Origin of the sequence: Novosphingobium sp. MD-1, assembly GCF_001014975.1 — a bacterium.
Lineage (GTDB): Bacteria > Pseudomonadota > Alphaproteobacteria > Sphingomonadales > Sphingomonadaceae > Novosphingobium.
Genome location: NZ_BBXA01000013.1, coordinates 533,389 through 547,346, shown reverse-complemented (window position 1 = coordinate 547,346; position 13,958 = coordinate 533,389). Strand labels below are relative to the sequence as shown.

Below are 13,958 nucleotides of genomic sequence, written 5' to 3'. Positions count from 1 at the left end.
AGCCGCCGCCCATCTCATGGGGAGGAGGGCGGTAGGTCGTGGCAATTGGGGAGCCGCTACATGGTGCACAAGAACGCATTCCGCGCCGCCATCTTATCTGCAACCGCGCTCGTCGGAGTCTGGGGAACCCCCGGATTCGCACAGACCGCACCGGCCGAGGCATCGGCGGACAATCCGGCGGATCCGTCCGCGGAAGGTCTGGAGACGATCGTCGTCACCGGCACGCGCCGTTCGGTGAGCATCCAGGACGCGCCGGTGAACATCACGGCGCTGAGCGCCGAGCGGTTGAAGGAAAACAATGTCGTGGACGTCCGTGGCCTTGCCGCGTTCACGCCCGGGATTACCATTCAGGATACCGGCCCGCGCAACACGGGCACGATCGTCCTGCGCGGCCTTAACGCGACCGACACGTCGTCCTTCGGCAACAACGAAGACAGTGCTGTCGCAACCTATATCGGCGAAGTTCCGCTGTATCTTGATCTCAAGCTGCTGGACATCCAGCGCGTGGAAACGCTGCTCGGTCCTCAGGGCACGCTGTACGGGGCGGGCACGCTGGCGGGTGCGATCCGCTACATTCCGAACCGTCCCGATCCGAACAAGTGGGCCGGCACGGCCCATGGCAAGATCTACGCGGAAGCCCATTCTGGCAGCCCCGGTTTCCAGATGGATGGCACCGTCAATATTCCGATCATCCCGGGCAAGGTCGCCCTGCGATCGACGGTGGGTTACTTCAACGACCCCGGCTTCATCGACTATCCCTATTTGCTGAATCAGCCGGGCGTGTCGTTGCCACAACCGCAACCGTCCGGGGTCCGGTTTGGCCAGATCGGCACGCCGCGGGAGACGGCCGGAGCGGTTTCCTCGTTCTATGGCCCGATTGGCTCGGCCAGCCAGATTGCCGCCAACCTGCACACCTACAAGGATGCGAACTTCGAACACACGTTCACCACGCGCAACCAGTTGGGCTTGTTCCCTGTCGACGGCCTCAACATCTACCTGACGTATGCTCATCAGTCGACGTCCACCAACGGCCGGCAGGCCAACGGCGCGGGCGTGCTTGGAACGGACAAATACCAGGCCCCGTGGCGCTATCTGGAACCGTCTCACCGCAAGTCCGATCTGTTCGCGGGTGAAATCGAAGCAGAGCTTGGCAACATCGCGCAACTCGTGTCCTCGACGTCCTATTCGGTGCGCAAGATCGACAGCTCGTCCGACGTAACCGATCTGCTGCTCGATCTCGATTACAACTACGAACTCTTCCCGGCCTTCTCCGGCTTCACCGACCAGCACGTGAAATACAAGCAGTTCACGCAGGAAGTGCGCTTCGTTTCAACCCATGGCGGGCCTTTCAGCTGGATCGTGGGCGGCTTCTACAACAGCTTGAAGTACCATTCGGACTATCAGGAAATTGTCCCGGGCCTTGGCGTCTATTATTTCGGTCCGAACATCTTCAACGCCAACTATCCGCGCGAAGTTGAATACGCCAGCATCGCCGACACGCGCACCACCGAAAAGGCGGTCTACGGCGAAGGCACTTTCAAGATCACCGACGCCTGGCAGGTAACGGCCGGCGGGCGCTATTTCGGGTATAACGCGCGTGTGCAAGGGGGTATCGCACTGCCGTTGCTGGGGGATGTCCCCACGATTGCCTACAACGGCTTGCTCAACGCGCAAGGCCAGCCTGACTACAAGCGCGCGAGCAAGAACGGTTTCATCTGGAAGTTCAACTCGTCGTACAAGTTTAGCCCGGACCTGATGGTCTATGCCACGGCCAGCAAGGGGTATCGCATCGGTGGCCCGAACCGCGTGGCGCCTTGTCCGGCGAACCTTGCCGATATCCAGAACGCCTGCGCCTTGCCGAATGAACTGTTCTATGGCCCTGACCAGACCTACAACAAGGAAATCGGCATCCGTTCGACGCTGTTCGGCGGCAAGTTCAACATCAATCTGGCCGCCTATCATATCCTGTGGAAGGGTATCCAGCTTGCCTCCGCCACCGTCAACGGTGCCAGTGGCATCACGGTCAACGGCGGCACGGCGGTTTCCAAGGGTGTCGAACTCACGTTCTGGGCAAAGCCCACGCGGCGGCTGACGATCCAGGGCAACTATGCCTACACCGATGCCCACCTGACCGAGGATGTGCCGGCTTTGCTCGACTATCGCAATTTCCCAGGGAATCGCGATATGCCCGGCACCCGCCCCAAGTCCATCCGCATCGCCGCGCAGGCGGGCGATCGGCTGCCGGGCTCGATGCGGCATAGCGGCAGCCTGGGCGTTACCTATACCGCGCCGGCTCCGGGCGGCGAAATCGTGGCGAACTGGACGGCTACCTATGTCGGCGACATCGTGACCCGCCCGGGCGCGCGCGCCTATGGCGAAACGCTGCCGGACTACATCGTGAACCGCGCTTCGATTGCCTATCGCTTGAATGAAGGCTTTGAGGTCCGCCTCTATGCCGACAATATCTTCGACAAGTACGCGGTGACATCGGTGGGCAACGATCTCAGCCGCCGGACGATCAACGATTATACGGTCTCTCGTTACTACTCGAACAATGTCCTCACTCCTCGCAAGGTGGGTGTCGAGCTGACCAAGACGTTCTGAGCATCGCTCTGAACGTCGCAGCAGGGAGCGCGTCCGCATGGCGCGCTCCCTCGCACCCCGGCCATCCTTTGGGGCACTCCATGGAACCGAACAAAACCTACAACCCCGCGCTGTCGGGCAATCCGCAGTCCGCTACGGGCCGCGTCTATCCCAATGGCAATCCCGATCTGGGATACAACCTGCCCGGTGCCCGCAACACCGACAGTGCGGTTCCGCTCCATCGCGGCAAGCCCGTGGTCCATGACTACGCGTGCGATGGTCCGGCGCCGGGCACCATAGGCTTCCGCTGGACCTATGGTTCCAACGTCGCGGCGAAGAACCGCGATCCGCGCGTGCAGGTGATCCAGTACAACGAGGACACCTTCATCCTGCGCCAGAACGTGTGCGTCCACTGGGAAGCGCCGTTCACCTATCTGCTGTTCGGTAACAAGGGCGCGCTGCTGATCGACAGCGGCGCCACGGCCGAGGCGCATCTCTATCCGCTGCGCGAAACGGTCGACGCGATCATCGCCCGCATCGGGCAGGTGCGCGGCTGGCGCGACATTCCGCTGACCGTTGCCTGTACGTCGGGCGAGGACGTGGCGCAGAACCAGGGCTTGCGGCAATTCGCCGGGCGTCCCGGCACGACGATCGTGCCCACGCCGCTGGCGGTGATGAAGCAGCACTACGGCCTTGCCGCAAGCTGGCCCGCCGGCACTGGCCGGATCGACCTTGGTGGCCGCGTGATCGACGTGATCCCCACGCCGGGCACGCACAAGGACGGAGTCAGCTTCTACGATCCCTATTGCGATTTCCTGTTCACCGGCGACCTGCTGTTTCCCGGCAAGATCAACATTGCCAACGACAGGGATTTCCTCGCCTCGCTCGAACGGTTGAAGGCGTGGACCGCCAGCCATCCGGTCAAGTGGATCATGGGCGGACACATCGAGATGATGTTCGTGCCCGGCAAGGCCTACCCCCGTTTCGCCACCTACAAGCCCTACGAGCGGGTGCTGGAAATGGTGCCGGCAGTGCTGGACGAGGCAATCCAGTACGCACGCGAGATCCAGGGGCATGACCGGATGCTGATCCGCCCGGACTTCATCCTGCTCAACAACGTCAGCCCGGATCAGCGCACGCTGGAATGGCCTGAAGGCGTGCCCAACATCAATCCGCCCCGGCCGTTCTGAAACGCCCTATCCCTTTTTCGACAAGGACGAGACCCATGGATCGTCGCACGTTCCTGACCACCTCCTCGGCCGCCGCGGTGCCGCTCGGCAGCATTGGCGCCGCAGGCCTTGCGCGGGCGGCCGCGCCGGCCACGCCGATCGACTTCAAGAGCAATCTTCCCGCGCCGGGCAGTTTCCCCGACCGGTGGATCTGCGGTTCCCCTTCGTGCATGGACAACACCGATCCGCCGGTGCAGGTCCACTGGTACAACCCGCACACCGCCATCCTGCGCCAGAACAAGGCCTACAGCTACGAAGCACCGTTCGCGCCGCTCTATTTCGGCAACGATCGCGTGCTGCTGCTCGACGAAGGTTTCGTCCAGTTGCGCAACGACTGGGATTTGCGCGGCGTGGTCGATGGTTGCATCGCCGACTGGTGCAAGCGCAACGGGCGCGATCCCGCCAGCCTGGAATTGCTGGTCGCCTTCAGCCACCTGCACGCCGATCACTACGCCGCGACCAACCAGTTCGCCGACCGGCCCAACACGCGCTACATGGGCCTGACCCAGGAAGAGATGATGGGCTTCTGGGGCATGACCAATTTCCCCGAGGAGCGCGTGACGCTGGACCTGGGCGGGCGCGACATCCTGATCTGGGGATCGCCGGGCCACGTCATGTCCGAATTCGCGCATTACGATAGCTACACCCAGATCCTCTACACCGGGGACATGTTCTATCGCGGGCGCTGCTACATCAGCTTCTGGCAGCCGTGGTTCGACAGCATGAAGCGCCTGATCGACTTCTGCGACACCCACCCGGTCAGCCACGTGATGGGTTGCCATGTCGAAATCAGCAAGGACGGGCAGGACTACGCCTACGGCATGACTTACCAGCCCGACGAGGCGCCGGTGCAGATGACCGTCCAGCAACTGCGCGAGGCGTTCGAATACGCCAAGACGATCACCAAGCCGGGCATCTATTTCACCGGCACCGTGTTTCTGTGCAACCAGACGCGCGGTACCACCACGATCGACCAGAATCCCTATCGCTATTGACGCGCGGGGCCATCGGCTGGCCGGCGGTGTGGTCTTGCGTTAGGGCTGGTGGCGCATGACCACGCTGACGCAGGATACCGCCGCCGGTTTCGTCCGGCTCACGCTGGGCCATCTGGGGCGGCAATACCCGTTCAAGATGGATCTCGTCCTGAACGGGCCGGAGGACGCCAGGCCCCCGGCCGATCATCACCCGATCTTCCACGGCAGTTTCGACTGGCACAGCTGCGTCCACGGCTGGTGGCAGGTGATGCGGCTGGCGCGGCTCTATCCCGCAATGCCCGAAGCCGCTGCGGTCCGGGCAAGGGCCGATGCCATGCTGGTGCCGGAAAAGGTCGCGGGCGAACTGGCCTATCTCGAACGGCCCGGCGCGGCGGGGTTCGAACGGCCCTATGGCTGGGCATGGCTGCTGGCGTTGCATGGCGAACTGACGCGGCACGAAGCCCCTTGGGCCGCCGCCGTGGAACCGCTGGCGCGCGCCTTCGCGGCGCGCTTCCACGCGTTTCTGCCCAAGCTGACGTATCCGATCCGCGTGGGCACGCATTTCAACATCAGCTTTGCGCTTGTGCTGGCGCATCGCTGGGCGGCCGCGCACGATCCGGCCCTGCGCGCGCGGATCGAGGCCCGCGCGCGCGACTGGTTCCTTGACGATCGCAATTGCCAGGCCTGGGAACCGGGCGGGGACGAGTTTCTCTCCCCTGCGCTGGCCGAGGCGCTGCTGATGAGCCGGGTGCTCGACCGCGATGCCTTCGCGGTCTGGTTCGCCGCGTTCCTGCCGCGTGCCGAACAAGGCCAGCCCGGCACGCTGTTCACGCCCGCGCTGGTATCGGACCGCAGCGACGGCAAGATCGCGCATCTGGACGGATTGAATCTCAGCCGGGCCTGGTGCTGGCGCGCGATCGGCGCGGCGCTGGCGCCGCATCCGCTGGCGCCGCTGATCGCGCGAACGATCGACGACCATCTCGCCGCCAGCCTGCCGCACGTTGCCGGCGACTACATGGGTGAGCACTGGCTGGCGACGTTCGCCCTGCTGGCGCTCGCCGGCGATTAGCTAACGGGGGGAAGGCGGCTGCGCGACTCCGTACCGCCAGCGCCAGATCAGCGCCGGCAGTAGCAGCAGCGACAGCACCAGCGACGTTGCCAGCCCGCCCAGAATGACAAGCGCCATCGGCCCCTGAACCTCGCGCCCGGATTGCCCGCTCTCCCACGCCAGCGGCGCCAGCGCGAACGCGGTGACCAGCGCGGTCAGGACGATCGGCGTCACCCGTTCGCGCGTGGCGCGCAGCACGGTCTCCATCGTCCACGGCAGGCCATCGCGGGCAACGAGTTCGTCGACATGCGCGACCAGCAGGATCGCGTTGCGCGCGGAGATGCCGAACAGGGTGATGAAGCCGACCAGCGATCCGAGCGAGATCACCCCGCCGGTCAGCGCCACCGCCAGCACACCCCCGGCCATCGCCAGCGGCATCCCGGCCAGGATGAGCAGGGCAGGGCGCACGCCGCCGAACGCCACGACCAGCAGGATCACCATCGCCACGGCGGTAAACAGGACATGGCTGCCCAGCTGATGGGCCGCCTTGGCCTGCCCTTCCGCCGCCCCGGCCCAGGACAGGAACACGCCGGGGGGCAGGTGGACAGTGCGGGCGATCCGGGCTTTCGCGGCGGCGACGAAGCCGGAGACATCGCCCCCGGTCACGTTCGCCGTCACCACCTGCCGGCGTTGTCCGCCTTCATGCCCGATCGACAGGCGTTCGCTGCCCAGCGAGATCGTGGCGATGTCCGCCAGCCGCACCGCGCCGCCGCTAGCGGTGCGCACCAGCGTCTGCCCCAGTGCTTCGGGATCGCGGCGCTGGTCTTCGGGAACGGTGACCGCGACATCGACCGTCCGATCCGGCAGCGCCACCACGCCGGCCGGCTGGCCCGCGAACGTGGCGCGGATGGCATCGCCCGCGTCGGCCGCGCTCACGCCGCGCAGCGCCATGCGCGCGGGATCGAGCGTGACTCCCAGCATCGGCGTGCCCGGATCGGTCTTCACGCGCACGTCCGCCGCCGTCGGCAAGGCGCGCAGTTGCGCGGCGATCGCTGCAGCGACCCGGTCGAGCGTATCGAGATCGGCGCCGTGGACGCTGATCGAGACGGCGGCGGTCTCGCCCGAAAGCGATTCGCTGATGCGGTCGCCCAGGAACGTCGTCACCTCGCTCTGGAGCGCCGGCGTATCGGACAGCACCTTGCGCATCCGCGCCAGCGCGCGATCCTCTCCCGCCCCGCCGACGTCGGGCTTCAGGCGGACGTGGAACTCGCCCCGGTGCGGGGGCCAGGTGTCCTCGCCCGCTTCAGCCCGGCCGATCTGCTCCTCCACGCTCAGCACTTCGGGAATGGCCAGCAGCCCGCGCGAAATCCGCTCGCCCGTCGCGCGCATCCAGTCGAACGAGGCGCCCGCCGGGCCGCTGACCTGGAGCACGTAGTGCCGTTCGCGGAACGAGGGCAGCAGTTCGGCCCCGAACGAAAGCGCGCCGGCCAGCGCGACCGCGCCGAGCAGGCCAATCGCCAGCGCCGCGCTGGCCGGCCTTTGCATGAGCCGGACGACAAGACCTTCGTGCCGCTGCTTGAAGCGGTGCAGGAACGCCGGTTCGGGCCGGGGCTCGTGCCCGTGCAGGAACAGCAGCGCCAACGCTGGCGTCACCGTCAGCGCGACGAGCAGCGACGTCATTGTTGCCAGCAGGAACGCGAGCCCCAGCGGTGCGAAGAAAGCGCCCTGCAGGCCCGTCAGCAGGATCACCGGAACCATCGTCAGCGCCAGCACGAACGTGGCGTAGACCACCGGCGCGCGCACTTCGACCGAGGCGGCCTCGATAATCGCGCGCCGGTCGGCGCTATCGGGCACGCCACGCAGCCGGCGCACGATGTTCTCGATATCGACGATGGCGTCGTCGATCACCACGCCCAGCGCCACGGCAAGGCCGCCCAGCGTCATCGTGTTGATCGTCTGCCCCATGGCATCGAGCGTGACCAGTGCCGCCAGCAGCGAAAGGGGGATCGAAACGAACGCGATCAGCGTCACGCGCCAGTCGCGCAGGATCAGCATCAGCACCAGCGCGATCATCAGCGCCCCGATCACCAGATCGCGCTCGATCCCGCCCAGCGCGCTTTCGATGAAGTTCGCCGGGCGGTGCATAGCGGGCAGGATGCGGACGCCGGCGGCGGTCAGGGCGGGCGTGACTTCGGCCAGCGCCGCTTCCAGGTTGCGCGTGGTCTGCAAGGTGTTGGCGCCATACTGGCTCGATAGCGTCATCAGCACGCCGGGGCGCCCCATGATCAGCGCGTCGCCCTGCCGCGGCGCGGCGGCATCGACCACTTGCGCGACATCGCCGACCCGCACGGTCCCGCCGCTGCCCGTGGAGAGCACGGAGTCCGCGATCTGGCGGGCGGTCATCGCGCTGGGGCCGGGATCGATCAGGATGCGCTGGCTGGGCGTGTCGGCAAAGCCGCCGCCGTTGACGTGGATCGCGCGGTCCACCGCCCCGGCCAGATCGGCGAAAGTCAGGCTGCGGGCCAGCAGGCGCGCGGGATCGGCCCGCACCTCGATCCGGCGCTGTTCGCCGCCGAACACGTTCGCGCGCGCCACTCCCGGCGCGGCGAGCAGCCGCGGGCGCACCGTCCATTCGACAAGATCGCGCAGCGCCATCGGGCTCAGGCGGTCGCTGGTGAAGCCGATCTTGAGCAGGTCCATGGTCGAGGAGGTGAGCGGGGTGATGCGCGGCGTGTCGGAACCGGCGGGCAATTGCGGGATGGCATCGGCCAGCGCCTCGGAAACCTGCTGCCGCGCGCGGTAGGGATCGACGCCTTCGTGGAAGGTCACGTCGATGACCGACAGCCCCTGGATCGATTCCGAACGGACCGTCTCCACGCCGTTGGCGCCGTTGATGACCGCTTCCAGCGGCCGCGTGATCAGCATTTCGACCTGGCGCGGCGTATAGCCCGGCGCCTCGGTCTGGACGCTGGCCTGCGGCGGCACGAATTCCGGAAACACGTCATAGGCGGCGCCGGCCATGCGCGCGGCGCCAAGCCCGAGGAGGACGAGAGCCAGGGCCAGCACGGTCCAGGCGTGGCGCAGCGACTGGCGGACGATAAACGATAGCATCGCTAGTCGTCGCCCCCGTCTGCTGGCCCGTCGGCCGGGGCGGCGTGTTCGAGGCCCAGCAGCGTGCCGGCTCCCGATACCACGATGCGATCGTTCGCGCGCAGCGCGGCGGCGGGAACGAACCAGCCTTCGCGGCGCGCGACCGCCCCTTGCAATGGCACGCGCTCGAAGCCGTCGCGACCTGCCAAGCGATAGGCGCAGAGCGCGCCGTCCACCCGCACCAATGCTTCGCGCGGGATCAGGTATCCGCCCTGCTTGCCGGCGTCCGTGCGATGCGCCGCCAGGATGCGCCCGACGCCCGCGCGGGCTACGGCGGCGCCACGGAGCAGCGCCAGCGTCCCCGCCGTCTGCAACTGCGTGTCACCCATCGCGGCGGGGCCGAGCGCCCGGACGCCAACTTGCTGGTCGCCGGCATCGACGGTTATCGCGGAGCCGGCCGGAACGATGCCGTCGGGGAAATCGATGCGCAGCACGGCGACTGTGCCCGCCGCTGCTTCGCGCGCCAGTCCCGGCACGCTCCCACATCCCAGCCGCGCAAGGCCCGCCCCGAATTCCAGCCCGATCCGCTGGCAGGCCGCATCCAGCCGCGCGCGGTCGGCCACGGCCTGCGAACGGGCCGCTTCCACATCGCGTTGCGACGCACCCTGGTCGGCGCGGGCGAGGCTGGCCAGCCGTGCGGCTTCGCGCCCCGATGCCTCCGCAGCGGCCGTCGCGGCGGTCACTTCGGCGGCAATCGCCGAAAGCGCGGTGAGGTCGATGGCGCGGGCATAGCCGGCCGCTTCCGTGCGCTGCGTCGCCGGCACGGGCTCGGCCAGCCGGATCCCGGCGCGCGCCTGCGCCCCGGCGTCCAGATGCAGCCCCGCGCCAGCAGTCGATACGGGCGGGTCGGAATCTCCCGTCTCGGTATCCGCGTCCATGCGCGAAACCGCGAGCAGGGTGCCGAGCACGCCCGCGCCCATGCCGCCCAGCACCAGACCCGCGATGGCCAACCGCTTCATGGTTACTTCTCCAGCATGGTGACGAGGCGGTTGCGGTCGATCATCGTTTCCGGTCCTTCCAGCGGCTGCCGCAGGGCGTCTTCCAGCGCGGCGTCCGCCGCGCGCAGGCGCGCCAGGGCATCGATTTCAGCCAGGCGCGCTTCCAGCGCCGCGATCTGTGCGCCGGTCCAGTCCGCGCGGCCGACCGCGCCTTTGGCAAGCTGGGCATCGGCGCGCCGGGCGACGGCTTCGGTCTGTGGCAATTCGGTGCGACGGACCCGATCAAGCGCCGCCGATGCCGCCGCCCGTTCCGCCCGCGCGCTTTCGATCGCGGCCTGCGCCTGTGCGAGCGCGGTTTCGATCGCCGCTCCGGCCTGCGCGCGGCGCGCTTCGGCCGCGCGGATCGCGGCGCGGTTGAGATCGAACGACGGCACCGTCAGGTTGATCGCGAACGGCAGCTTCACCAGACCGCGCTCCCAGGTATAGCCCGGCCCCAGGCTGACGGCGGGATACTGGCGCGCCAGCTCCCCGCGCAGATCGGCCTCGGCTTGGTCGTAGGCGACGATGGCCTTGAGCACGTCGGCGCGGCCGGCCACGGCACGGGCCATGGCGGATGGAGACAACGCGGGCGTATCGGCGGGCGCGGCGTCGAAACCATCCCATGCGACATCAAGGCCGTCGAGCGCGGTTGCGGGCAGGCCCAGCACGCCCGCCATCGCGATGCGCGCCTGTTGCGCGCGCCGCTGCGCGTCTTCCAGCGCCCGCGCCGCCTGCGCGCGCTGTGCACGATAGGGAAACAGGTCCAGCCCGGCCGTCTCGCCACGCGCCACGCGCTGTTCCAGCACCGCCAATTGCCGGTCACGCATGGCAACGATGGCCGCGCCGAGTTCCGCCTGCCGGCGCGCAATCAGGTGATCCGTCAGCGCGCGGATCAGCGCCATGCGATCGGCCCAGGCCACCTCGGCCAGATCGTAGCGCGCCGCAATCACGCCAAGGTCCGCCCGCGCCAGCCGCGCGCCGCGCCGGCCGCCGATGTCCAGCGGCAGGTCCACCCCGCCGCCCAGCAGCCATGGCGAGGACGTCGACGGGTCGTTGGCGTATTCGCTGCTGAGCGTGAGCGTGGGCGATCCCACCTTGCGCGCGCTGCGCGCATCGCGCCGCGCGGTTTCCAGCGCCGCGCGCGCCTCGGCCACACGCGGATCGGAGGCAAGCAGCGCCGCGAACAGCGTGAGGCGATCGATACGGCCGGCTTGCGCGCCGGGCGCGAGCCACGCCGCGTTGTGCTCCGCCGCCGCCGCGTCGAACGTGCGCGCGGTCTGGCCGGCGATGCGCGCCTCGAGATGGACAGGCGCGGGTGCGACATGCGTGCAGCCGCCTATCCCCGCCAGCAACAGCGGCAGCGCCCGGCGATGGAGCCGGCACCCGGCCTGACGATCGCGTCCCATGTGCCCGTCCCCCAATACCTGAAAGCGTAACCGGGCCGTCGAATGCGGAAAAGGCCAGAACACAATGATGACAGGAGTTTAATGAAAGGGGACGGCGGTGACCGGCGTGAGGATACCGGCCACCGCCACAAGCGGCGCGCGCCGTTAGTACTTCACGCGCACATCAAGCAGGAACGAGCGCGGCGGCAGGAAGTTGAACTGATCGTCCACGCCATAGGTCTTGCCGTTGGAGATTGCCGTGATCGCGCGGTTGTTGAACACGTTGGAAACGTTCACGCCGATGCGGAAGCGCGAGCCGATTTCCTGGCTGATCGCGAAATCGCCGACGCTATAGGGCTTGATGCGGTAGTTGCGTGGCCCCGTGCCGCTGTATTCGCTAGCGTATTGCGGGCCAGTGTACTTCTGCGTGAAAGAAACCCGCAGGCCGTTGTGGTTGTAGAAGAAGCCGGCGGCGGCCGTCGAGAACGGCGCCTTGGCCACCTGCGCGCCGGTGGTCACGCTGTGCGCGTAGTTGTACGATCCGTTGGCGAACAGCGTCAGCCCGCGCACCGGCATCACGCTGACCTGGCCTTCCACGCCCTTGTAGCGGACCTGCCCGATGTTCACGAGCGCGTTGGTCGGCGCGCCGACGGACGTGTCGCTGGCGATCTTGTTGTTCACGTCGATGATATAGCCGTCGACGTCGATCGAAACCTTCTCGCCGTGCCAGACGGTGCCGACCTGGTAGTTGGTGGAGGTCTGCGGCTTCAGCGCGGCCAGGTTCTGCTGCTGGATCGCCTGGTTGGTCGCGCTGTCGGACGCGGTGTAGAAGCTGGACAGGTCGGGCACGTACATGCCCTGCGCGTACTGGCCATAGAACGACCAGTTCGGACGCACCATCCAGTTGACCGTGGCGAAGGGCAGCACCTTGGTCCAGGTCGCCGAGGTATCGATCGGGGTGCGCGACTTCTGGTTGACGCTTGCCGTGATCGAGCGGTTGAAGTGGACGTACTTCACGCCCGGCGTGATCGCCAGCGCCTCGAACGGGCGGAACTCGAACTCGCCGAACAGCTGGTACTGGTTCCAGTCGGAATGCTGCAGATAGCCGACGTTGGCGATCGAGATCGGCGGCAGGCTGGCCTTGGCGGCGGTGCCGTCGGCGAACTTCTCGTTATAGCTCGGCAGGCCAGTGGTCCGGTCCAGATCGAGCAGATGGCGATCGGTGGCAGCGTGCTCGAACCAGCCGCCAAGGCGGATCTTGCCCATCGAGAAGTCGTAGTTGATCTGGCCGATGTAACCCAGCACGCGATACTTGTTGAGCTTGTCGTAGCCGAGAATATCGGTCGCGGCGGAGGGCGCGGTCACCGCCTTGTAGGGCGAGGCGGCCGTGCCCGCGCCCGAGAAGCCGGTGATGACGCTGCCGGTGTTCCCCGAGAGCGTGTTGTTGGTGTACCCGTACATGTAGGCACGGTTGTCCATCGAGAAGCCGCTGCCCAGAGTGCTTTGCAGGCGGATGTACGAGAAGTCCGTGGTCTTGTCGGTACGGTTGTACTTCCAGTAGTCCTGCTTGGTCGGATCGTTGCCGAGGCCATAGTTCCGGCCAAATTGGCCGATCTGCGAGGCGGCCGTGCAGTTGTCGGCGGTAAGCTGGGTTCCAGCCGGCAATGCGGTGCCGCCGGTGCCACAGGTCGCGCCCTTCAGCACGTCGGACTGGTAGTAGAAGTTGCGGTTCCACGTCGACATCAGCGTCAGCGTGTTCGAGGACCCGATCGGCACCACCGCCTTGGCGAACAGGTTCTTCGAATTGACCGGCGAATAGGTCAGCGCGCCGTCGGACTGGAGATACTGGCCGCCCAGCATGAACTTGGCGCCACCCAGCTTGTCGATCGCGCCCGACTGGAACTCGGCGCGGCCGATGAAGGTGTTCCAGTTGCCGATCAGGCCTTCGACCTGCCCGCCCATCTGGTCCTTCACCGCGCGCGAATACATGTTGATGTTGCCGCCGTAGGTCGCCTGGCCGAGCTGACTGGCGTTGCCGGGGCCGCGATCGACCACCACCGTCTCGATCGTGGTCGAGGGGAAGAACGCGGTCGAATGGTGGGTGGGGTTGTTGGTGTCGGCAAACGGGATCGAGTCATAGGTGACGTTGTAGTCGCCATCCTGGAAGCCGCGGATCGTCGCCTTGGTCTCGCTGAAGCCGGCGCCGTTGCTGCTGCCGCTGATCGATACGCTGGGGGTGATCGCGATCAACTGATTGAAGTCCGCTGTGGGTGAAACGGTGCTGTCGATGTATTCGCGGCCCACCGCCGCCTGCGGCTGCGTGGTGGTCAGCGACGCGGTGATCTGCGCGGCTTCGGCGGCTTTCGAACCGATCACGATGATGTCGGAGGAGGTCAGCGACTGGCGGTCGTTGGCCTGCCCGGCCTGGTTGGCGCTGGTCGATTGCTCGCCCTCTGCTGCGCTGGCGAACGAGGCGTCGGCAGCGGCGTTTTCAGCCGGGGTTTCGGCGGCACGGGCTGCGGCAGGCAGCGTGGCGGCCAGCAGGCTCGTCGCGGCCAGAAGCGCGGCGCGGTGGTAGGTCTTGGTCATGATGCCCTCATGGTTCGGAAGAA

Annotated in this window: 8 protein-coding genes; 4 read left to right on the top strand and 4 right to left on the bottom strand. The window is 67.1% G+C overall.

Annotated features, from left to right (window positions below; translation table 11 throughout):
- The first annotated feature begins 60 nt into the window (after window positions 1-60).
- The 4 genes from NMD1_RS02915 (at window position 61) to NMD1_RS02900 (ending at window position 5,855) form a co-directional block, all read left to right on the top strand.
- A complete protein-coding gene (locus NMD1_RS02915; RefSeq protein ID WP_125953552.1) occupies window positions 61-2,604 on the top strand; it encodes a TonB-dependent receptor in 2,544 nt (847 codons plus the stop codon).
- Window positions 2,605-2,684: 80 nt separating this feature from the next.
- A complete protein-coding gene (locus NMD1_RS02910; RefSeq protein ID WP_125953551.1) occupies window positions 2,685-3,773 on the top strand; it encodes an MBL fold metallo-hydrolase in 1,089 nt (362 codons plus the stop codon).
- A 35-nt stretch (window positions 3,774-3,808) separates the two neighbouring features.
- Window positions 3,809-4,807: an MBL fold metallo-hydrolase gene (locus NMD1_RS02905; protein WP_125953550.1), complete on the top strand. Its 999-nt coding sequence runs from the start codon at window positions 3,809-3,811 to the stop codon at window positions 4,805-4,807.
- Window positions 4,808-4,862: 55 nt separating this feature from the next.
- Window positions 4,863-5,855 (top strand): DUF2891 domain-containing protein, encoded by a 993-nt coding sequence (locus tag NMD1_RS02900; RefSeq protein WP_125953549.1) that lies wholly within the window; start codon window positions 4,863-4,865, stop codon window positions 5,853-5,855.
- Here NMD1_RS02900 and NMD1_RS02895 read toward each other — a convergent pair whose 3' ends face one another.
- The 4 genes from NMD1_RS02895 to NMD1_RS02880 all read right to left on the bottom strand — a co-directional run bounded on the left by NMD1_RS02895 (window position 5,856) and on the right by NMD1_RS02880 (window position 13,935).
- Window positions 5,856-8,945 (bottom strand): efflux RND transporter permease subunit, encoded by a 3,090-nt coding sequence (locus tag NMD1_RS02895; protein ID WP_125953548.1) that lies wholly within the window; start codon window positions 8,943-8,945, stop codon window positions 5,856-5,858.
- Between the two features lie 2 nt (window positions 8,946-8,947).
- Complete coding sequence (locus NMD1_RS02890) at window positions 8,948-9,943, bottom strand: hypothetical protein (protein WP_125953547.1); 996 nt, start codon at window positions 9,941-9,943, stop codon at window positions 8,948-8,950.
- Between the two features lie 2 nt (window positions 9,944-9,945).
- Complete coding sequence (locus tag NMD1_RS02885) at window positions 9,946-11,367, bottom strand: TolC family protein (protein WP_125953546.1); 1,422 nt, start codon at window positions 11,365-11,367, stop codon at window positions 9,946-9,948.
- A gap of 144 nt (window positions 11,368-11,511) precedes the next feature.
- Window positions 11,512-13,935, bottom strand: a complete 2,424-nt coding sequence (locus tag NMD1_RS02880; RefSeq protein WP_125953545.1) for a TonB-dependent receptor — start codon at window positions 13,933-13,935, stop codon at window positions 11,512-11,514.
- Window positions 13,936-13,958 lie beyond the last annotated feature (23 nt).